The organism is Herbiconiux solani NBRC 106740, assembly GCF_001571005.1.
Taxonomy (GTDB): Bacteria; Actinomycetota; Actinomycetes; order Actinomycetales; family Microbacteriaceae; genus Herbiconiux; species Herbiconiux solani.
On the sequence record NZ_BCST01000004.1, the window covers coordinates 153169 to 173879 of the forward strand.

Here is a 20711-nt window from a genome sequence, read left to right on the forward strand (position 1 = left end):
AAGCCGTGGCCGGGACCGACCGCCCTACCCTAGAGACATGGCGAGATCCCACCTCACTCTAGCCGCGCTCGCGACCTCGGCCGTCGCCGGAGCCGACATCGTCGTGACCCGTCCGCTCACCTCCCGGAGCGGCGGCCGCTACGACTCGGCGGTCGTCACGCTGCGCTCCGGCGAGGAGTACGTGGTGCGCGTCCCGGTCGACTCCGCCGCCGAATCCGAGCAGTCGCGCGACCTGGTCGCGCTGAACGCGCTGACCTCCGGAGTGCGCACCCGGCTCCCGTTCGCGGTCCCCGCCTACCTCGGCCAGGCGCCCGTTGCGCAGACCCGCGCGATCGTCTACGAGTACATCGAGGGTCAGCCGGGCTCGCTCGCCGACATCGGGGGCGAGGACAGCGCCTCGGATGCGATCGGTCGCGCGATCGCCGCCATCCACTCGCTGCCCACCTCGGTGGTCTCGGATGCGGGGCTCGCGTCGAACTCCGCCTCGCAGATCGCCGCCACCTCCCGCAAGCTCGCCGACCGCGCCGCCGCGACCGGCAAGGTGCCGAAAGAGCTGCTGACCCGCTGGTCGCTGGCTCTGGAAGACAGTGCGCTCTGGCAGTTCGCCCCCTCCGTGGTGCACGGCGCGCTGGCGCCGGAGTCGTTCCTGCTGCTCGGAGACCGCGTCTCCGGGGTCATCGGCTGGCAGAACCTCCGCGTCGGCGACCCGGCGCTCGACCTGTTCTGGCTGAACTCCGCCCAGCAGGCCTCGAGCGCCGACCGGGTCTTCGCCGGCTACGAGCAAGCCCTCACGCGTCCGGCCGACCGCCAGCTGCGAAAGCGCGCCCGCCTCTATGCCGAGCTCGAGATCGCGCGCTGGCTGCTGCACGGTGTCGACACCCGCGACGAGGGTGTCGTCTCGGATGCGGTCGGGATGCTGGAGAGCCTGCACGCGACCGTCGAGAACGACCTGCTCAACCCGCTCTCGACCGACACCGGCCAGATCATGGGACTCGAAGACGTCGAGGCACTGCTGGACCGCACGCCGATGCCGGGCGGCGCTCCGGCCGGTGAGCACGCGAACCGCATCTCGGAGGACTGAGGGGGCTGCTCCGGCGGCCACCCGTCGCGCCGGCCGTCTTTGCCTCAGAGGCCGGAGTCGCGGATGAGGGTGACCAGCTCGGCCTCGGAGTACAGCCGTTCGGGCGTGATGATCGCGTCGTCGGCGACGAAGTAGAACGAGGCGTCCACCGCATCCACGTCGATGCCTTTCCACCGCGCGTACGCGAGCCGGTAGAGCGCCAGCTGGAGCTGCTTGAGTTCGAGATCGGCCGCATCCACCGGGGCCTTGCCGGTCTTCCAGTCGACCACCTCGAACCGGTCGCCGACGGCGAAGATCGCGTCGATCTTGCAGATGATCACCCTCCCGGCGAGCACGAGGTGGATCTCGACCTCGACCTCGACCGGCTGCCGGCCCGCGAACGGCGAGGCCTCGAAGATCGCGATCAGTTCCTGCAGGCGGGCGGTCTCCTCGGCGGCGGTGTCGCGGGCCGGCGGGGCCGCGGGCGGTGAGGCGGGCGGGAGAGCCGCGTCGCCGTCAAGGGCGAGATCGCCACCGAGATCTGCGTCGAGGCCGAGGTCTGCATCGAGATCGAGGTCTGCATCGAGATCGAGGTCGAGGTCGCTCTCGAAGGCGTCCGGGTCGAGGATCCCGCCCCCGAGAGCATCCACGTCGATCAGCTCTTCGCTCCGGCCCGCGCGGTACCGCTCCTCGACCCAGCTGTGGAACCGGGTGCCGAGCCGGGTCTGCCGGAACGGCCGTTCCGGCATCGGCCGCTGCAGCGCGCGCACGACGGCCTGGGGGTCGGCCACGTAGTCCTTGAAACGCGAGGCCGGGATGCGCGCCGGCACCTCGAGCATCCGCGCGCCACGTTCGGCGGCCCGCTCGGCCAACAGCAGGTCGATCTCGAGATCCCAGGGAGTGGGGGCCCCGGGATCGGCCGAGCGCACCGCGTCGGCGGCCGCCTCCATCCGCGACCGGCGGGTGCCCAGCGGATCCCGCGGCCAGGGCAGCCAGCTCTCCTCCTCGGCCAGCGGATTCTCGTCGAAGGCGCTCGCCTCAGGGAACGCGGCCGGGTCGAGCAGACCCGCCGCCTCGAGCTCGCGGAGGTAGAGGCCCGGGCCCCGCACGTTCTTGACCCCCGGCGTCCAGTACGAACCGGTGAGAAGGAGGTCGGCCTTCGCTCGCGTCACGGCGACGTAGATCAGGCGTCGCTGCTCGGCGGCGTAGTGCTCGGCGTTCTGCCGCCGGAAGGTCTCGGAGACTGCTTTGAAGTCGGTCTGCACCTCGATGCCCCGCCAGGCGAGCGACGGCAGCTCGGCCGAGTCTCCGCGGAAGTCGTAGGGCAGCTCGCCGAAGGCCAGCCAGCCCTGGTTCGAGCGGGGCTCGCCCGGGAGTTCGCTCTCGACCATCCGCGGGATGGCCACGACGTCCCATTCCAGGCCCTTCGAGCCGTGGATGGTGAGGATCTGCACCGTGCCGGGCTCGGGTTCCTCGGTGCGCGGCTCGAGGCGGTCGCGCTTCTCGGCCTCCTCGAGCCAGGCGAGGAACTCGCCGAGCCCTGCCGAGGGGTCGAGCGAGAGGAAGGAGCCGAGCTGCTCGGTGAAGGCGTCGAGGCTGGCGCGGGCGGTCGTCGAGCGGGGGCTCGCGAGGGCCTCGACGTCGAGCAGGAGCTCTTGCACGACGAGGTCGACGAAGTCGACGAGCCCGAGCCCGGCCCGGGTGCGGAGGGCGGCGAACTGCGCGGCGGCCCGGCGGAGCCGCGCGAGGCCTTCCGCGCTGAAGCCGTCGAGGGCGGAATGCTCCTCGGGCGAGGTGGCGATGAAGTCGAGGGCGTCGATGATCGAGCGGTCCTCGTCGGCGACGACCGAGCCGCGCAGGCGGTCGGCCACCTCGGGTTCGAGCTTCTGGAAGCGGTGATCGCGCTGGGCGATCCAGGAGGCGAGGGCGCGGAGGGCGGCGAGATCCTTCGTGCCGATCCGCCAGCGTGCGCCCGCGAGCACCCGCAGCAGGTCGGCGCCGGCGGTCGGGTGGTAGAGCACCCGCAGCGTCGAGACGAGGTCGGCGACGGCGGGCTGGCCGAGCAGTCCGCCGATTCCGAGCACGTGGTACGGGATGCCGCGGGCCTCGAGCGCGGCCGTGAACGGCTCGATCCGCTTGACCGAGCGGCAGAGCAGCGCGGCGGCGCGGCGGCGGCCGTTCTCGTCGCGGATGGCGAGCCGGTCGTGCAGCCAGTCGGCCAGCGCCTGGGCTTCGTCCTTGACGGTCTCGGCGAAGCGCAGCTCGAGGGTGCCCTGCTGCACGCCAGGCCTCGGCTGCAGCTGTTCGACCGCGATCCCGGCGGTCGCCGTGAGCGGTGCGACCAGCGTGTTCGCCGCATCCAGCACCCGCTGCGGATTGCGCCAGCTCGTCGACAGCGCGAACGGCTCGGCCCGCTCCGCCCGGTCGGCACGGTCAGCAGCGTTGCCGGCGTCGGCACGGTGGGTCGCGTCGGAGCGGGGGGCGAAGTCGGTGCGGAAGCGGGCGAGGTTCGCGGCACTCGCACCACGCCACCCGTAGATCGACTGGTGCGGGTCGCCGACGGCCATGACGGGCTGCCCGCGGAAGAGGGCGGCCAGAAGCCGGGTCTGCACGACACTCGTGTCCTGGTACTCGTCGAGCAGCACCACTCGATAGCGCGAGCGGTACTCCTCGACCACGCGTGGCGTGCTCTCGACGATGCGGAGCGCCAGCGCGATCTGGTCGGAGAACTCGACGTAGCCGCGACGGAGCTTCTCGGCCGCGTACGCATCCGCGAGGTCGAGCAGCAGGGGCAGGTCGGCGACCGGGGTGATGGCCTTGGCGAGCTCGCCGTAGACGTTCTTGACGCGGGCCGACCCGGTCGGCAGCTCGGCGAGGGCCGCGAACGACCGCGCGTACGCGGCGACCGGTGCGGAATCGACCACGTTCTCGGAAAGCGCCCGGCTGACCGTGAGTACCGCCGAGGTCACGACGTCGACCGAACGGTCGACCGTGAGCAGGCGCGGGTCGTCGCTGGCCACGACCACCGAGCGGGCGAGTTGCCAGGCCGAGGCCTCGCTCAGCACGGCCGCCTCGCCCTCGCGGCCGATCACGACCGCGCTCTCGCGGAAGATGCTGTTCGCGAACGCGTTGTAGGTGGCGATCGCGGGCGTCTCGAAGGCGTCGAAGGCCGGCGGGGTGAGACCGGCGGCGGCCAGCTCGTGCAGCCGCTTCCGGATGCGCTCGGCGAGTTCACCGGCCGCCTTGCGCGTGAAGGTGAGACCGAGCACCTCGGGCACCTGCACGAGCCCGTTCGCGACGAGCCAGACCACCCGGTTCGCCATGGTCTCGGTCTTGCCGCTGCCGGCACCGGCGACGACGATTCGCGGATCCAGCGGCGCCTCGATCACGGCCTGCTGCTGCGCGGTCGGCAGGGGCAGCCCCAGCCGATCCGCGATCTCGACCGCGGACAGCTGCACCGCCCGCGCTTCGCCGACATCGGAATCCGCGGCGCCAGAGCCCGCGGCGCCAGAACCCTCGGCATCAGAACCCTCGGCACCGAGACCCTCGGCATCAGAGCCCTTGGCATCAGAGCCATGGCCCCCGAAGCCGATGGCGACGGCGTCCGGGCCGGAGTCGTCGACGTGGTTGTCGTCCGGGTCCGGATCGTCTGGTCCGGTGAGGTCGGAATCGTCGAGGTCGTCGAAGCCCGGTAGGAACTCCTGCGCCTGCTCCCCGTGCTCGAGCGCAGCATCCTTACCGGACGGGCGTGCGCCCGACCGCGCCGCGCGGGAGCGGTCGCGCGCCGATTCACCGAACGCGTCGGGATCATCGAGGTCGGCGAGGTCGAACAGGGGGTCGGTCACTCGGTCACCGCCTTGATCAGCTGGATCCGGTACTCGTACCGGTTCTGGTAGTCGCGCTCCTCGGGCTCGGCCATTCCCGGGAAGACCGCGGCCGCCATCCCCTCGGCTACCTCCTCGATGCGCGCCGCGATCTCGCCGAGCGCGGTCTCGTCCAGCGCCTCCTGTGACCGCAGCGTGAACCGCAGCCCCTTCTCGCCCTTGGCCACGTACAGCAGCGCGGCTCCTCGCGACCCCGTCGCGCCGGTCGCTTCTGCCGCTTCGATAGCCGCCGTCCCGTCCCCCGGAGCCGCGACGACACCCACATTCACCTCAACACCCGCATCCACAGCGCCCGGATCAAAAGCGCCCGCCGCCGGCGCCGCCGTGGCCGGCGCCGTCGCGGCCGCCGGGGCGTCACCCGCTGCCTCGAGCCCCTCGACCGCGCCGTGGTGCACTGCGAGCTGGTAGCTCGCGAGCTGTGCGTGCCCCGGCACGTCGGCGGCCCGGATCGGATATTTGCCCGTCTTGAGGTCGACCACGAGTAGCCGCCCGTCGGGGTGGCGCTCGATCCGGTCGATCGACCCGTTCACCTGCGCCCGGCCCTGACGGAACGAGAACGGTGCCTCGGCCCCCACGAGCTCGGCCCCGCCCGCGCGAAGGTGCGTGAGGTACTGCGAGAGCCCCTCGATCTTGGTGCGGAGCGCTCGTCGCTCGCGCTGCTCGATCCAGGGCGCCTCGAACCGCAGCTCCTCCCAACGATCCTCTGAACGCTTCATCAGCTCGTCGACCGACAGATCCGCCTCGGGATCGCTCGCCGCCGTCTCCATGACCGAGTGCACGATCGTGCCGATCCCGGCGGCCAGACTCGACGAGCCGCCCGCGACCTGGTCGACGAACCACATCAGCGGCGACTGCTCGAAGGCCTCGATCCGCGACGGCGAGACGCGGACGACGGCTTCCGGGTCGTCGGGATCGACCAGCGGATCCTCGGTCGAAGCCGGGAGCAGCCCGTACCAGTCCTCCGGATCGGCGCCAGGGACCCCGGCCTCGGCGAGCCGGGCGAGAGCGGCGGCGGCCCGGCGATCGCCGTCCTCGGCGAGCCGGCGGCGGAGGTGCCCGGTCAGCCCGCGAAGAGAATACGGATGGCGCGGGGCCGCGAGCGGCTCGGCATCCGGCGCGAGACCGAAGAAAGCAGACGGCTGCTCGTCGTCGTTCGAGACGCAGCTGAGCACGGTCAGCTCGCTGGACCGCGACACGGCGAGCGCGAACATCCGCAGCTCGTCGGCGAGCACCTCCCCCCGGCTCTCCGCCCCGCCGTTCCCCGCGCCCCCCGCAGCTGCCTCGTGACGGACCCCCTCGCCGGAGCCCGCACTCGCCCCAGTACCCGCACCCGCGCCCGCACCCGATCCGGCCCCGGGACCTGCGCTCGTCTCCGGACCGACTCCGGTGCCCGAACCCGAGCGAACCCCAGGACCCACGCCTGTACCCTGGCCCGAGCTCACACCAAGACCTGCGCCAGCCCCGAGACCCGCGCTCACCCTGGCATCGGCGGCATCGATCCTCGACCCGAACAGGCGCCCCTCGGCCGCCAACGCCGTGAGGCGCTGAGGATGAAGCAGCGACCCCCGGAGACGCAGGTTCGGCCACACCGACTCCTGCAGCCCCGCGACCACCACCACCGCGACCTCGAGCCCGACCGCACCGGTCGGCGTGGTCACGAGCACCGAGCCGCTGCGGGATCGCGGCGACAGCGTGTCCTCCGGCACCTCCGCGGTGAGGAACTCGTCCAAAAACAGCTCGGCCGGTCGCTCCGGCTCCCTCTCCACCGAGCGCTTCGCCGCGGTGAACAGAGCGACCGCGCCGTCGAGGTTGCGGTTGGCCTCCTCGGCGACGATCCCCGAGCCGGCCGCTAGCTCGCCCCAGCGGGCGGCGAGGTGCGAGCGCTGCCACAGCTCCCACAGCAGTTCCTCGATCGTCGCACCGGCGGCGTGGCTCGCCCGCACGGCGGCGAGCGTCGCCCCGAGAGCGGCCACGCGTCGCGCCGGCGCCGAGTCGATCGTCACGAGCACCCCCGGCATCAAGAGCGCCTCGCGCAGCAGCTCGTCCGAGTGCCGCAACCCGCCGGCCGCCAGCTCTTCGTGCCGCAGCGCGAGCCGCAGCCGCCGCAGCCCCACCGAGTCCACTCCGCAGAGCGGCCCGAGGATGACCTCGTCCACCGCCTGGGGCGTGAACTCGAGCGTGCCGATCGCCAACGCGACCGCTTCGGCCAGGTGGCGCGCCGCGTAGTCGTCGCGGAGCGCCTGCACCGCCGACAGCGTGCGCGTCGGCACCTCGGCGAGCGACAGTCCGCGGGCCAGCGCCGGCACGAGCGCGCCCGAGCGCACGACCACCGCCATGTCGGCCCACGGAGTCCCGTGCAGCAGATGCCGCTCCCTCAGCAGCCGCGCGATCGTCGCGATCTCACCGGCCCGCGAGTCGGCCTGGATGCGCAGCACCCGCCCCTCGGGCTGCGTTTCAGCACCGGCACCGCGCTCACCGTCGCCGTCGTCGCCCGACTCCCCCGCCGCACCGGGGCTGATCGTCGCGCGCTGGCGCCCGGCCGCGGCGGTGCCGATGCGCTCCGTGGCCCGCTGGGTCAGCGCGCGCAGCACCGCCCCCTGTCGATGCGACTCCCGCAGCACCACCGGAGGGAGCACCGGCACCCCGAGCACCCTTCCGAGCTGACCGAGCGCCCGCACGTCCGACCCGCGGAAGCCCGCCGTCGCGGCATCCGGATCGCCGAACGCCACCACCGCCACCCCCTGCCTGGCGAACTCGCGCACGAGGTTGAGGGCGCCGATCGAGAACTCCTGGAGGTCGTCGACCACGACCAGCCGCAACCCCTCGGGGCCGCCTTGGTCGCGCAGCACCCGGCGCGCCTCGGCCAGCAGCTCGGCCGAGTCGAGGTGCGCGACCTCGAACGCCTCGAGCACGGCCTGGTACTCCCGCAGGAACGACGCCGCCGCACCCCACTCGGCCACGCCCTCACGCTCGCCCAGCCGCGCCAGGTCGTCGGGCGAGACGCCGTTCTCGGTCGCCCGCATCGAGAGCTCGCGCAGCTCGGTGCGGAAAGCGCGCAGCCGCCGCACCTCAGGCGGCAGGTTCTCGGGCCACCCGTCACCGCCGCCCCCAGCAGCACCACCCCCAGCACCGCCTAGCGCGCCATCGCCCGCGTCTTCCCCCGCGTCGTCGATCCCCCCGTCGAGCAGCTCGGCCACGATCCTGTCCTGCTCCGCCCCCGTCAGCAGCGCCACGGCCCGCCCCGAGCCGCTCCGCACGAGGTCGAAGGCCACCGAGGTCGCCGTGCGGGCGAGCGGCCCGTTGCTCGGCAGCCCGAGCCGCAGCGCCACCCGGTCGCGGAGCCGGGTCGCGCTCTGCCGCGTCGGCGCGAGCACCAGCACGCTCTCGGGCGCAAGACCCTGCCGCAGCACACGATCGGCCACGAGCTCGAGCAGGGTCGTCGTCTTGCCGGTTCCGGGCGCCCCGATGACCGAGAAGGATGCCTCGAGCGGCCGCGCGAGGACAGCACGCTGCGACTCGTCGGGGACGACTCCGTTCGGCGCTGCTTCCATCACGGCCACCACGCTAGCCGCACCCGCCGACATCCTCGCGCTGCCGGCCTGTTCGCTCTGGGCAGCTACCCGCAGGGGCCGGATCGACCGGCCGGGAGCCACGGGTGCCGTAATCTGAACCTGTGATCGTGACATCGGTCACGTGACGTGAAAGGCACACTGATGGACATCCGTATCGGCATCGCCAACTCGCCCCGTGAGCTCAACTTCGAGTCGAGCCAGTCCCCCGCCGACATCGAGCAGCTCGTCTCCGAGGCCCTGTCCGGCTCGGGCAGCCACCTCTCCCTGAAGGACAACAAGGGCAAGCTCTACGTCGTGCCCCTGGCTTCGCTCGCCTACGTCGAGATCGGCTCCGAGGAGTCGCGTCGCGTCGGCTTCGTCGGCTAACCTCGCTGGCATGGAGCTCCTGTTCATAACCCTCGGCGGCATCATCCTGGGCCTTCTCGCCCGATACCTGCTGCCGAACCGCGACCGTCACGGCGCGGCCCTGATCCCGGCGATCGGGGCCGCCGTGTCGGCGGTCGTCTGGGTCGGCCTGACCTGGCTCGGCTGGGCGTGGGACGGCGGGTGGATCTGGGTGGTCAGCCTGGTCGTCACGGCCATCGTGGTCGTCGCAGCCGACATCCTGATCGGCCGCACGCGCAAGACGCACGACGCCGAGCGCCTGCAGCTGCTGCTCTCCCGCCGCGCCGCCTGACGAGCGCGACAGCCCGACCAGCGCTCCGGCTCGACGAGCGTCACGCCTGACGAGCCTCGCGCTCGCTGCGCCGATCGAGGGCTGCTACTGCCCGACGAGCGCTCAGGCCGACGAACGCTCAGGCAGTCAGCCCGAGCCGGTCCATCCGCCGAGTGTGCGAGGCGATCATCTCGGTGAACACCGGCTCGATCCGCTGCTCGTCCGATTCCGGGTTGCCGGTGAGGTGGATGGCCGAGCGGGCCACCAGCAGCGTGTCGCCGACCACGCGGCGACCCCACATGGCCAGTCGAGAGCCGAGCACCGCATCCGCGTCGGTGGCCTCGCTCAGGATGCCGACGATCGCCGTGCGCCCTGTCTCGGCGTCGAGGATGGCGACGCACCGCGGCCCGATGTCGCCCGGCAGCCCGGCCGCGAGCAGGGTGAAGAAGTCGTCGAGGATCCCCGCCGTCAGGTACACGCTCGCCAGCTGTTCGAACCAGTCCGCACCCTTGACGATCGCGCGATAACGGTCGATGCCCGCGGTGAAGGGCTCGATCACCTCGGCCGGGGTGTCGACCCGGCGGCGGATCTCGGCGACCAGCCGCTCGTGCTTGTCCAGCGCCTGCGTAGCCGCGGGTGCCAGTGCCTGCTTCGCGGCGACCGTGGGGGCCGAGCCGATGGCGGCCGACAGCTCCTCGAAGATCGCCAGCTGCACGTAGGCGACCTGCCCCAGATAGGGCAGCACCTCGGGCGTCAGCTCGGCGAGATTGACCTTCGGATAGTCGGTGGTGTTCTCCCGGGGCTTCAGCCGCGGGATGTCGATGCGCACCTTCGGGCGGCGGAGGAATCCGAACACGACGCCAATCCTATCCGCGCGTCGGGGACCGCCTCCGACACCGCACCACCCCACGTCGACTAAACTCGACCCGGGCCCTGACGAAACTCGGGGCAATCGCCGCCGCCCGACGCCATCGTCGGATGTCGCCCGCGTCTCTGGCGGGCACCGTTCCTCTCCGGCGGCCACGTCCTTTACGACAGGTATCCATAGTGACTTTCAGTGAACTCAACATCGACCAGGACATGGTCGACGCCCTTGCAGCCAAGGGCATCCTCGAACCGTTCCCCATCCAGGAGCAGACGATCCCCCTCGCCCTCGACGGCCAGGACATCATCGGCCAGGCGAAGACGGGAACCGGCAAGACCTTCGGCTTCGGCCTCCCCCTCATCCAGCGCCTCGGTCTCGACCCGGCGCCGGGCGTCAAGGCGCTCGTCGTCGTCCCCACCCGCGAACTCTGCGTGCAGGTGACCGAAGACCTCGAGATCGCCGCGGGCAACCGCCCCACCAAGATCGTCTCGATCTACGGCGGCAAGGCCTACGAGGGTCAGATCGAGCAGATCAAGGCCGGCGCGCAGATCGTCGTCGGAACCCCGGGCCGCCTCCTCGACCTCGCCGGACAGCGCCTGCTGAACCTCGGCGCCGTGCAGGAGATGGTGCTCGACGAGGCCGACAAGATGCTCGACCTCGGCTTCCTCGCCGACATCGAGAAGCTGTTCGCGCAGACCCCGGCCACCCGCCACACCATGCTCTTCTCGGCCACCATGCCCGGCCCGATCGTGGCGCTGGCCCGCCGGTTCATGAACCGGCCCATCCACATCCGCGCCACCGACCCCGACGAGGGTCTGACGCAGGCGAACATCAAGCACCTCATCTACCGCGCCCACAACATGGACAAGGACGAGGTCATCGCCCGCATCCTCCAGGCCGAGGGCCGCGGCAAGACCGTCGTGTTCACCCGCACGAAGCGTGCTGCCGCGAAGCTCGTCGAAGAGCTCAACGACCGCGGTTTCAACGCCGCCGCCGTGCACGGCGACCTCAACCAGGAGCAGCGCGAGCGCGCCATGGCCGCCTTCAAGGCCGGCAAGAAGGACATCCTGATCGCCACGGATGTCGCGGCCCGCGGTATCGACGTCGACGACGTCACCCACGTGATCAACCACACGATCCCGGATGACGACAAGACCTACCTGCACCGCGCCGGCCGCACCGGCCGCGCCGGCAAGACCGGCATCGCGGTCACCTTCGTCGACTGGGACGACCTGCACAAGTGGGCGCTGATCAACCGCGCCCTCGAGTTCGGCCAGCCCGAGCCGACCGAGACCTACTCCTCGTCGCCGCACCTCTTCACCGACCTCGACATCCCCGCGGGCACCCGCGGGCGCCTGAAGCCGGCGTCGCCGAAGGCGGCGGATGCGGGATCCGGGTCGCGCGAGCGTTCGGACCGTGGCGACCGCGGCGAGCGTTCCGACCGGGGCGACCTCTCCGGCGGCCGCGGCGGAGCGGCGTCGAGCGCCGGCGGAACCGGCGACTCGCGTCCCCCGCGCAGCCGCAACCGCAGCCGCACGCGTACCGACGGCGCCTCCCCCTCCACCGCCCCCGCGGGCTCCGGCGAGCCGGCGGTCGCCGGTGACACCGCCGTCGCGACCGAGTCGACCTCGGCCGGTTCGGGCTCCGAGCACCACGACGGCAACAGCGCACCCCGCCGCCGCAGCCGCTCGCGCCGCCGCGGCCCCCGCCCCACCGAGTGATCGGACCGGATCCGGAGTAACTGCGCAAATAACGAGGACCGATGCCATATAGGGCGTCGGTCCTCGTTATTTGCGCAGAAACTCCGGTGCGGCACCCGTCAGGGGTCAGCCGTAGACCGGGCTCCACCCCGTCGCGCGCGCGATCAGCGCCTCGAGCACCTCGGGCGCCGTCGTGTTCTCGCCGAGCCGGTTCGGCTTGCCCTCGCCGTGGTAGTCGCTCGAGCCAGTGAGGCGCAATCCGTGCTCGGCCGCGAGCCGGCGCAGGCGCAACTTGCCCTCGGGTGTGTTCTCGCGGTGATCGACCTCGAGCCCGAACAGCCCCGCCTCGGCATACTCCGCGAGCCGCGACTCGAGGGCTACGTCGGTGCGGCTGCGGGTCGCGGGATGCGCGATCACGGGCACCCCGCCCGCCGCGACCACGAGCCGGATCGCGTCGAGCGGATCCGGCGCGTAGTGCGGCTGGTAGTACCCGGCCTGCCAGTGCAGGATGCCGGCGAAGGCCTCGCTGCGGTCGTGCGCCAGCCCGTTGGCCACGAGCGCGTCCGCGATGTGCGGCCGCCCCACCGTCGCTCCGGGCTCGGTCTGCGCGAGCACGTCGTCCCAGTGCAGCGCGTAGTCGTGCGAGATGCGCTCGACCATGTCCTCGGCGCGTTGCAGCCGCGCCTTCCGGATGCGGGTGGTCTCGGCCAGCAGAGCCTCGTCGGCGGGGTCGATCAGGTAGGCCAGCAGGTGCACGCTCGCCCAGCCCAGCCGGGTCGACAGCTCCATGCCCGGGATGAGAGTGACCCCGTTCTCGACGGCGGCGACGGATGCTTCGGCCCAGCCCCCGGTCGAGTCGTGGTCGGTGATGGCGACGGTACCGAGTCCGGCGGCCGCCGCGGCCCGCACGAGGTCGCCGGGCGTCTCCGTGCCGTCGGAGACCCTGCTGTGCGTGTGCAGATCGATCGGCTCCCGGAAAAGCCGATCGGAAGACATCCCACAATCGTACCCAGTCGGCGAGTTCTCCACAGACCTCCGCGGCCTCGGGATGCTCGCGGGCCGGGGGTGGAGAATGGAGTCATGGCAGAGACATCCGCACCGACCACCGCCGGGCCCGGCACGACCACCGACGGCACCACGACCACCGACGCCGCGACGACGGTCGACCCCTCGGTCACCGAGGCCCCCGAGCCCCGCGCCACGAGCAACCGCTCCACGACCCCCGGCTCCGACACCTTCCGCGACTACATCGCGAGCAGCTGGGCCGAGCGCGAGGACACACTGCCGCCCGCCCGCGAGCAGGCCTCCTTCGCCGCCCGCCGTCGCGCACGCGTCTCCGAGGCGCACCCCGGCAAGCGCCTGATCGTGCCCTCGGGAGCTCCGAAGCAGCGCTCAAACGACACCGACTACCCCTACCGCGCGCACTCCGCGTTCTCCTACCTCACCGGCTGGGGCTCCGACTCCGAGCCCGGAGCGTTCCTGGTCTTCGAGCCCGCCGGCGAGACCGGGCACGAAGTGACCCTCTACTTCCGGGAGCGCGCCGGCCGCGACTCCGACGAGTTCTACGCGAACCCCGAGATCGGCGAGTTCTGGATCGGCGCGCGCCCCTCGCTCGCCCAGGTCTCGAGCGACCTCGGCATCCCGGCCCGCGGCATCTCCGACTTCGACGCCGTCGTGTTCGACGACGACACCCTCGTCGTGCGCGAAGCCGCTCCCGAGCTGCCCGCCGGCGCCCACGAGCCGGCCGACGCCGACTTCGAGCGCTTCCTCTCCGAGCAGCGGCTGGTGAAGGATGCCTACGAGCTCGAGCAGATGCGCCTCGCCGTCGCCGCCACGGCCCGCGGTTTCGACGACGTGATCGCCGACTTCCGCCGCAGCTCCGCCGCCCCTCGCGGCGAGCGGCTGGTCGAGGGCGTGTTCAACACCCGCGCCCGCCTGGACGGCAACACCGTCGGCTACGACACGATCGCGGCCTCCGGTCCGCACGCCTGCATCCTTCACTGGACGCGGAACGACGGTCCCGTCCTGCCGGGAGACCTCATCCTGATCGATGCCGGGGTCGAGCTCGACAGCTACTACACGGCCGACATCACCCGCACGATCCCGGTCGACGGCCGCTTCACCGACGTGCAGCGCCGCGTCTACGAGGCCGTGCGCGAGGCGGCGGATGCGGCGTTCGCGATCGTCAAGCCGGGCATCCGGTTCCGCGAGATCCACCAGACCGCCATGGCGGTCATCGCCCGGCGCACCGCCGAGTGGGGACTCCTCCCGGTGAGCGCCGAGGAGGCGATGGAGCCCGAGAACCAGCAGCACCGCCGGTACATGGTGCACGGCACGAGCCACCACCTCGGCATCGACGTGCACGACTGCGCGAAGGCCCGCCGCGAACTCTACCTCGACGGCGTGCTCGAGGAGGGCATGGTCTTCACGATCGAACCCGGCCTCTACTTCCAGCCGGACGACCTGACGGTGCCGGCGGAGATGCGCGGCATCGGGGTGCGGATCGAGGACGACATCGTCGTCACCGCCGACGGCGCGGAGAACCTCTCGGCGGGCATCCCGCGCACGGCCGACGAGGTCGAGGAGTGGTACGCGCGACTGAACGCCTGAGAACCCGAGCGCCTGAGAACCCGAGCGCCTCTGCGCCTGAGCGCTCAGCGCCCGGGTGCCCGGTCCTGAGCACTCAGGGCTGCTCGGTCCCGTCGAGCAGGTTCCGCGCCCGGTTCGCGAGCTCCGGCGTCACGATGAGGGCGTAGGAGCTCGCGACCACCTGCATCACCGAGGTGTAGTCGCGGCGCCGCCGGTTGAGGCTGTAGACGACGATGTTGAAGAACATCCCGAACCCGGCCCCGATGAGCGCCGCGGCACCCAGGAACAGCGGCGTCGTGGTCGTCGGCGAGATCAGCAGGAAGAGCAGCCCGAAGAAGATGCCGATCCAGACGCCCGAGAGGGCGCCGGCCAGCGCGGCCCGCCCGTAGCTGAGGGTGCCGGTGACCTGCTCGACGCTCTTCAGATCGCTGCCGACGATCGAGACCTGCTTCACCGGGAACCCGGCGTGACCGAGCCGGTCGACGGCCGCCTGGGCCTCGGGGTAGGTCTCGAATCCCGCCACGGTCTCGCCGCGCGGGATGACGGGCACCTGCCGGGGCACGCGGGAGGAGGAAGAGGGGCGATCGCTCACTCCCCCATCCTTTCACGGGGCCGTCCGCGGTGCCCCGAACCGCCCAGGTCGAAGGTCTAAGTTAGTAGTCGTGAGTGCCACCAGAGTCTTCGTCGCCCGACTGGCGGGGTGCACCGTCTTCGACCCCGCCGGCGACCGGCTCGGCAAGGTCCGGGACGTGCTCGTGGTCTACCGCAAAGACGACCCGCCCCGCGTCGTCGGCCTGATCGTCGAGATCCCCGGGCGCCGGCGCGTCTTCGTCTCGATCGGCCGCGTCACGAGCATCTCCAGCGGCCAGATCATCACCACCGGGCTCATCAACGTGCGCCGCTTCGAGCAGCGCGGCGGTGAGGTCCGCGTCATCGCCGAGCTCCTCGGCCGCACGGTGGTCTTCACCGACGGCTCGGGCCAGGCCACGATCGAGGACGTGTCGATCGAGGAGCACGGTCCCGGCGAGTGGGCCGTGTCGCAGCTCTTCGTGCGGCGACCCCGCTCGAGCCCCTCCCCCTTCGCCAAGGGCGCCACCGTCTTCGCGAGCTGGAGCGACGTCCGCGAGAAGACCGCGGTCGGCCAGGCCCAGTCGGCCGAGCAGCTGATCGCGACCTACAGCGACCTAAAGCCCGCCGACCTCGCCAGCACTCTTCTCGACCTCCCGCAGGCGCGCATGCTCGAGGTCGCCGAGGAACTCCCCGACGACCGTCTCGCCGACGTGCTCGAGGAGATGCCGGAGAGCGAGCAGGTCGAGATCCTCGCCCAGCTCGACGACGACCGGGCCGCCGACGTGCTCGACCAGATGCAGCCCGACGACGCGGCCGACCTGATCGCCCAGCTCTCCGAGGAGCGCGGCGAGCACCTGCTCGAGCTCATGCAGCCCGAGGAGGCCGACGACGTCCGGATGCTCCTGGCCTACGCGCCGGACACGGCGGGCGGTCTGATGACCACCGAGCCCATCATCGTCAGCGCCGACGCCACGGTCGCGGAGGGCCTCGCGCTCATCCGCCGGCACGAACTGGCCCCGGCGCTCGGGGCCGCGATCTGTGTCACGCTCCCGCCCTACGAGCCGCCGACCGGACGATTCCTCGGCATGGTGCACTTCCAGCGGATGCTGCGCTACCCGCCCAACGAGCGCCTCGGTACGATCCTCGACCAGGGTCTCGAGCCGGTCACCGCCGACACCTCGGCGGCCGAGGTCTCGCGCATCCTCGCCAGCTACAACCTCGTGTCCGTCCCGGTCGTCGACGACAACCACCGACTGGTCGGGGTGGTGACCATTGACGACGTCCTCGACTACTTGCTGCCCGACGACTGGCGCAGCAACGACAGTTCCGACGAGGTACGAGAACGCGTGCCGAACCGCGCGGGTGTGCGAACACCCTCGAGCAGCACCCGACTGAACACCCGCGGAAGGAGGACCGGACATGGCACGTCGTAGCCCGAGCAACGAGAGCCTCTCGGCTCCCAAGGGCCGCTCCGGCGTGCTCACCCGCCGTCCCCCCGTCGCCAGCCGCGACCGCTTCGGCCGCTTCACGGAGGCGATCGCGCGCGCGATGGGCACCCCGTGGTTCCTGTTCGGCCTGACGCTGTTCTGCCTGATGTGGATCGGCTTCAACACGGTCGCTCCGCAGGAGTGGCGCTTCGACTCAGCCGCGATCGGGTTCACGGCGCTCACGCTCATCCTGTCGCTCCAGGCCTCGTACGCCGCTCCCCTCATCCTGCTCGCCCAGAACCGGCAGGACGACCGCGACCGCGTGCAGTTCGAGCAGGACCGGCAGCGCAGCGAGCGCAACCTGAACGACACCGAGTACCTGGCGCGCGAGGTCGTGGCACTGCGGCTGGCGCTGCAGGACATGGCGAGCAAGGAGTTCATCCGCGCCGAGCTGCGCGCCCTGCTCGACGAGCTCGACCGGGAGAAGCCCGAAACCGGGGAGAAGGCCGAGCGGTGACGGGCGGCGACGCCACGGGTGGCGGCGGGAACGGCGCAGAGGCCGATCAGACCAGCACCGGCGATGCCACGGGATCCGACTCGCCCGCCACGGTCGAGGCGATCCGCTCCGCCCTCTCCCGCGTGATCGACCCCGAGATCCGCCGCCCGGTCACCGAGCTCGACATGATCGGCGCCGTCGACGTCTCGCCGGCCGGCACCGCCGCGATCTCACTGAAGCTCACGATCGTCGGCTGCCCCGCGGCGGCGACGATCGAACGCGACGTGCGCCTGGCGGCATCCTCGGTCGAGGGCGTCTCTGGCGTCGAGGTCGACGTTTCGGTGATGACGAAGGCCGAGCGCGCCGCCCTCACCGAACGCCTCCGCGGTCCGGGCGCCCGCACCATGCCCTTCGGCCCCGGATCCCTCACCCGCGTCTACGCGATCACGAGCGGTAAGGGCGGGGTCGGCAAGTCGACCCTCACGGCGAACCTCGCCGTGGCGCTCGCACGCCGGGGGCTCGCGGTCGGACTCGTCGACGCCGACGTGCACGGCTTCTCGATCCCGGGCATCCTGGGCCTCGTCGATGCCGACGGCGTCGCCGCGCGGCCGACCCGGGTCGACGACATGATCCTGCCTCCCGTCGCCTACGGCGTGAAGGTCATCTCGATCGGCATGTTCATCGACCCCGAGCAGGCCTCCTCCACCGGCGGCGCGGTCGCCTGGCGCGGGCCGATGCTGCACCGCACGATCACCCAGTTCCTCACCGACGTCTGGTTCGGCGACCTCGACGTGCTGCTGCTGGATCTGCCCCCGGGCACCGGAGACGTCGCCATCTCGATCGGGCAGCTGCTGCCGAACGCCGAGGTCGTCGTGCTCACCACGCCCCAGGCGGCCGCGGCCGACGTCGCCGAGCGATCCGGCCTCGTCGCCATGCAGACCGGACAGCACGTCTACGGCGTGATCGAGAACATGGCGGGCTTCACCGCGCCCGACGGCTCGGTGCTCGAACTCTTCGGCTCCGGTGGCGGCGTCGAGGTCGCCCGTCGTCTCTCGGCGCGCCAGGAGGAGGCCGGGCGGGGCGAGGTCCCGCTGCTCGCCTCCGTGCCCCTCAGCCCGGCCCTCCGCACCGGAGGAGACGTGGGCACGCCCGTCGTGCTGGCCGATCCGGCCGACCCCGCCGCGCGTGCGATCGAGTCGGTCGCCGAGCGACTCGCCACCCGCGGCCGCGATCTCGCGGGCCGCAAGCTCGGCCTGGCACCGGTGTGAACCGGCCGGCCGGGGTGCGGGGGCGTCTCGCCCCGGTGATCCTGGCTGCCTCGCTCACGGCGTTCGCCGCGATGGTCTCCGGATGCACGGGGCCGGGCACCGCGGACCAACTACCGACCGCGTCACTCGGCGCGGCAACGGCAGGCCCCGGCGCCACGCCCAGCCCCGCCACCGCCGCCCCGGACACCGTGGTCGACGGGCTCGGCTTGGCGATCCTCCAGAACCGCCCGGACTACGCCAAGCGGGTCCTCCAACTCGCCGTCACGAACCAGGGCACCGCGCCGATAACCGTCACCGCCGCCCGCTTCTCGTCCCCGCAGTTCGCCGGCGAGGCGTCCTGGTCGAAGCCCACCGAGGTGCCGGCCGGTCTCACGCGCCAGCTGCCGGTCGCGCTGCCCGAGGCGGTGTGCCCGGCACCGTCGTCGCTCGCCGGGGACGCGACCCTCGCCGTCACCGTGACCGACGCATCCGGAGCCTCGCGGGAGGTCGTCGCGGCACCCGCCGACCCCTTCGCCGTGCTCCCCCGCATCGCCGGCGAGGACTGCCTCGACGAGGCGGTCGCGGCCGTGGCTTCGCTGAGGCTCGACGACACCCTCGAGGTGACGGGGGCGGGTCGGGATGCGGTGGCCCGGCTGCGCCTCGTCGTCGACCCGTCCGCCGGGTCAGGATCCCTGCGGGTCTCGGGAGCGCGGTCGACGATCCTGCTCCAGCCGCCCGGTGGCGGGAACTGGCCGCTGGAGACGGCGGTCGACGGCGGTGGGGCGACTCAGGTGCTGACGCTCGACGTCGTCCCGGCCCGCTGCGACCCGCACGCGATCGCGGAGGACAAACGCGGCACGTTCCTCCCCGTGCAGGTCGAGCTCGGCGACGGCGCGACCGGCATGACCGGCACCACCGGGACTGTCTCGGTGCCCTCGAGCGATGCCCTGCGCCTGGCGCTCTACGACTTCATCGCGCAGACCTGCGGCTACGGCACGGCCGAGACCGCGGGCTGACGCTAGGTCGCTTCGGAGTCGTACAGCGCGCCGACGGAAGGAGCCGGTGCGCCCTCCGGGCCGCCGACAGGCAGACCCGACCCGGCCGTCCCCACCATCCCGGCCGTCGCAGGCATCCCGGCCGGCTCGGCAGCACCGGCACCCGCCGCAACCCCTGTGGGCGTAGAAACCCCCGCAGCCGCCGCAACCCCGGCCGCACCCGCGACCTCCGGCCCGCCCGCCGAGCGCGGCTTGTACTGCTCCTCGCCCCGCGTCGACTCCGGCCGCGCCCGGCTCACCGGCCGTACGGCGGCAGACCCCGCGGCCGCACCTCCGACGTCGCTTTCGTCGTCCAGCAGCGCCTCCCGGATGATCCGCCGGGGGTCGTACTGCCGCGGGTCGAGCTTCTTCCAGTCCACGTCGTCGAACTCGGGGCCCATCTCGTCCCGCATCCGGTCCTTGGCGCCGTTGGCCATGTCGCGAAGGGTCCTGACGAGCTGGGCCAGCTTGGCCGCGTAGCCGGGCAGACGCTCCGGACCGAGCACGAAGACCGCAATCACCCCGATCAGCAGGAGCTTCTCGAAGGTCAACCCGAACATCCTGAAATCATACCGCCGCGTGGCAGCCGAGCCTGGGCGCCGGCCGTCCCTAAGCTGTCAGGGGAGGCCCACGTGTCAAGCAAAGAGTCCAGTTGGAAGTACGCCGACGACATCGTCGTCGAGTCACCGCAGATCGTCGCGGCGCGCGCGCACGCGGCCGAGGTCGGCGTCGAGTCGATCTCGCCCGCGCTCGGCAGCCAGCTGGCGGTGATCGCGGCGGCGACGGATGCGCGCTCGATCGTCGAGATCGGCACCGGCCTCGGCGTCTCGGCGCTCTGGATGCTGAAGGGCGCTCCCGAGGCGACCATCACCTCGATCGACACCGAACTCGAGCACCAGCAGATCGCGCGCGCGGCGCTGCTCGACGCGAAAGTGCCGGCCAACCGCATCCGCCTGATCACGGGCCGGGCGGCCGACGTTCTGCCGCGGCTGAACGAGAACTCCTACGACCTCGTGCTGGTCGACGCCGACCCCGAGTCGGTGATCGAGTACGTCGAGCACGCCCTTCGTCTCGTGCGCCGGGGCGGCACCGTGCTGGTGCCGCACGCGCTCTGGAAGGACAAGGTCGCCGACCCCGCCCAGCGCGGGGACACGATCGGCGACTTCCGCACGCTCGCCAACGAGTTCTCTGCGTCGGACGCCGTGCTCGTCGCCCTCTCCCCCGCCGGAGACGGCCTGCTCCAGGTCACCAAGCTCGCGCTCTGAGCCCGGGCGCGCCGCGCAGTCGCGGCCGTACGGCGGCGACAAGGACAACGCGGCCGGCCAGGCCCGCGCGGCAGACCAGGCCAGCGCCCACCAAGACAGACCAGCGGCCCCCACCGGATCTCTCCGCTGGGGGCCGCTGATCAGTCCGTTCCGGACTGGTCGCTCCGCGTGGACTAGGCGGGGCTGACCACCCCGGCGAGGGCGTCGTGAAGCTCTTTCGCCTCCGCGTCATTGACGGAGACGACGAGGCGCCCCCCGCCCTCCAGCGGTACTCGCACGATGATGAGGCGTCCTTCTTTCACTGCCTCCATCGGTCCGTCTCCGGTCCTGGGTTTCATGGCGGCCAT

General features: G+C 72.0%; 16 protein-coding genes and 1 pseudogene. 10 read left to right on the forward strand and 7 right to left on the reverse strand.

The genetic code is table 11. From position 1 onward, the window contains the following. The first annotated feature begins 37 nt into the window (after positions 1-37). Positions 38-1081, forward strand: coding sequence for a phosphotransferase (locus HSO01S_RS08410; RefSeq protein WP_066040345.1), 1044 nt, complete (start codon positions 38-40; stop codon positions 1079-1081). 44 nt (positions 1082-1125) lie between these two features. Here the strand turns inward: HSO01S_RS08410 and HSO01S_RS08415 are convergent, their stop codons facing one another. Both HSO01S_RS08415 and HSO01S_RS19620 read right to left on the reverse strand, forming a co-directional pair. Further along, positions 1126-4905 carry an ATP-dependent helicase gene (locus tag HSO01S_RS08415; protein ID WP_157078969.1) on the reverse strand — a complete coding sequence of 1260 codons (3780 nt, stop codon included), beginning with the start codon at positions 4903-4905 and terminating at the stop codon, positions 1126-1128. Next, positions 4902-8495 carry a UrvD/REP family ATP-dependent DNA helicase gene (locus HSO01S_RS19620; protein WP_281177820.1) on the reverse strand — a complete coding sequence of 1198 codons (3594 nt, stop codon included), beginning with the start codon at positions 8493-8495 and terminating at the stop codon, positions 4902-4904. Before HSO01S_RS19620 ends, HSO01S_RS08415 begins: the two co-directional genes overlap by 4 nt. Before the next feature lie 162 nt (positions 8496-8657). Between HSO01S_RS19620 and HSO01S_RS08425 the strand changes: the two genes are divergently transcribed. Both HSO01S_RS08425 and HSO01S_RS08430 read left to right on the forward strand, forming a co-directional pair. Next, on the forward strand, positions 8658-8882 hold the full coding sequence (locus HSO01S_RS08425; protein ID WP_066040349.1) for a DUF3107 domain-containing protein: 225 nt from the start codon (positions 8658-8660) through the stop codon (positions 8880-8882). Between the two features lie 10 nt (positions 8883-8892). After that, positions 8893-9192, forward strand: a complete 300-nt coding sequence (locus HSO01S_RS08430) for a hypothetical protein (RefSeq protein WP_066040351.1) — start codon at positions 8893-8895, stop codon at positions 9190-9192. 118 nt (positions 9193-9310) lie between these two features. Here HSO01S_RS08430 and HSO01S_RS08435 read toward each other — a convergent pair whose 3' ends face one another. After that, a complete protein-coding gene (locus HSO01S_RS08435) occupies positions 9311-10027 on the reverse strand; it encodes a ferritin-like fold-containing protein (protein WP_066040354.1) in 717 nt (238 codons plus the stop codon). Between the two features lie 191 nt (positions 10028-10218). Between HSO01S_RS08435 and HSO01S_RS08440 the strand changes: the two genes are divergently transcribed. Further along, positions 10219-11757 carry a DEAD/DEAH box helicase gene (locus HSO01S_RS08440; RefSeq protein WP_066040356.1) on the forward strand — a complete coding sequence of 513 codons (1539 nt, stop codon included), beginning with the start codon at positions 10219-10221 and terminating at the stop codon, positions 11755-11757. 105 nt (positions 11758-11862) lie between these two features. Here HSO01S_RS08440 and HSO01S_RS08445 read toward each other — a convergent pair whose 3' ends face one another. Next, positions 11863-12732 carry a PHP domain-containing protein gene (locus tag HSO01S_RS08445; RefSeq protein ID WP_066040358.1) on the reverse strand — a complete coding sequence of 290 codons (870 nt, stop codon included), beginning with the start codon at positions 12730-12732 and terminating at the stop codon, positions 11863-11865. An 84-nt stretch (positions 12733-12816) separates the two neighbouring features. On the opposite strand from HSO01S_RS08445, the gene HSO01S_RS08450 reads away from it, so the two are divergent. Continuing rightward, complete coding sequence (locus HSO01S_RS08450; RefSeq protein ID WP_084361478.1) at positions 12817-14346, forward strand: aminopeptidase P family protein; 1530 nt, start codon at positions 12817-12819, stop codon at positions 14344-14346. A 73-nt stretch (positions 14347-14419) separates the two neighbouring features. Here HSO01S_RS08450 and HSO01S_RS08455 read toward each other — a convergent pair whose 3' ends face one another. Further along, the gene (locus HSO01S_RS08455; RefSeq protein WP_245635941.1) at positions 14420-14917 is read right to left on the reverse strand and encodes a YflT domain-containing protein; all 498 of its coding nucleotides are present in this window, start codon (positions 14915-14917) and stop codon (positions 14420-14422) included. A 70-nt stretch (positions 14918-14987) separates the two neighbouring features. Here HSO01S_RS08455 and HSO01S_RS08460 point away from each other — a divergent pair, with 70 nt between their 5' ends. The 4 genes from HSO01S_RS08460 (at position 14988) to HSO01S_RS08475 (ending at position 19081) form a co-directional block, all read left to right on the forward strand. Further along, positions 14988-16328, forward strand: a complete 1341-nt coding sequence (locus tag HSO01S_RS08460; protein WP_066040360.1) for a magnesium transporter MgtE N-terminal domain-containing protein — start codon at positions 14988-14990, stop codon at positions 16326-16328. Then, entirely contained in the window at positions 16315-16839 is a 525-nt protein-coding gene (locus HSO01S_RS08465) for a DUF1003 domain-containing protein (RefSeq protein ID WP_066040361.1), read from the forward strand. The genes HSO01S_RS08460 and HSO01S_RS08465 overlap by 14 nt, the downstream gene beginning before the upstream one ends. Positions 16840-16940: 101 nt before the next feature. Next, positions 16941-18086, forward strand: a complete 1146-nt coding sequence (locus HSO01S_RS08470) for a P-loop NTPase (protein ID WP_066040763.1) — start codon at positions 16941-16943, stop codon at positions 18084-18086. A gap of 35 nt (positions 18087-18121) precedes the next feature. Then, a complete protein-coding gene (locus HSO01S_RS08475) occupies positions 18122-19081 on the forward strand; it encodes a hypothetical protein (protein WP_157078970.1) in 960 nt (319 codons plus the stop codon). Between the two features lie 323 nt (positions 19082-19404). Here HSO01S_RS08475 and HSO01S_RS08480 read toward each other — a convergent pair. Further along, positions 19405-19659: pseudogene (locus HSO01S_RS08480) on the reverse strand (twin-arginine translocase TatA/TatE family subunit); the annotation flags it as partial. 72 nt (positions 19660-19731) lie between these two features. Here HSO01S_RS08480 and HSO01S_RS08485 point away from each other — a divergent pair. Further along, entirely contained in the window at positions 19732-20364 is a 633-nt protein-coding gene (locus HSO01S_RS08485) for an O-methyltransferase (protein WP_066040365.1), read from the forward strand. Positions 20365-20537: 173 nt separating this feature from the next. Here the strand turns inward: HSO01S_RS08485 and HSO01S_RS18315 are convergent, their stop codons facing one another. Next, a complete protein-coding gene (locus HSO01S_RS18315; RefSeq protein WP_084361480.1) occupies positions 20538-20711 on the reverse strand; it encodes a DUF3117 domain-containing protein in 174 nt (57 codons plus the stop codon).

Excerpts from the sequence above, each read along its gene's own strand:
- HSO01S_RS18315 (WP_084361480.1), bottom strand. The coding sequence starts at position 20,711 with ATGGCCGCCATGAAACCCAGGACCGGAGACGGACCGATGGAGGCAGTG.
- HSO01S_RS19620 (WP_281177820.1), bottom strand. The coding sequence starts at position 8,495 with ATGGAAGCAGCGCCGAACGGAGTCGTCCCCGACGAGTCGCAGCGTGCT.
- HSO01S_RS08410 (WP_066040345.1), top strand. The coding sequence starts at position 38 with ATGGCGAGATCCCACCTCACTCTAGCCGCGCTCGCGACCTCGGCCGTC.
- HSO01S_RS08425 (WP_066040349.1), top strand. The coding sequence starts at position 8,658 with ATGGACATCCGTATCGGCATCGCCAACTCGCCCCGTGAGCTCAACTTC.
- HSO01S_RS08465 (WP_066040361.1), top strand. The coding sequence starts at position 16,315 with ATGGCACGTCGTAGCCCGAGCAACGAGAGCCTCTCGGCTCCCAAGGGC.
- HSO01S_RS08445 (WP_066040358.1), bottom strand. The coding sequence starts at position 12,732 with ATGTCTTCCGATCGGCTTTTCCGGGAGCCGATCGATCTGCACACGCAC.
- HSO01S_RS08430 (WP_066040351.1), top strand. The coding sequence starts at position 8,893 with ATGGAGCTCCTGTTCATAACCCTCGGCGGCATCATCCTGGGCCTTCTC.
- HSO01S_RS08450 (WP_084361478.1), top strand. The coding sequence starts at position 12,817 with ATGGCAGAGACATCCGCACCGACCACCGCCGGGCCCGGCACGACCACC.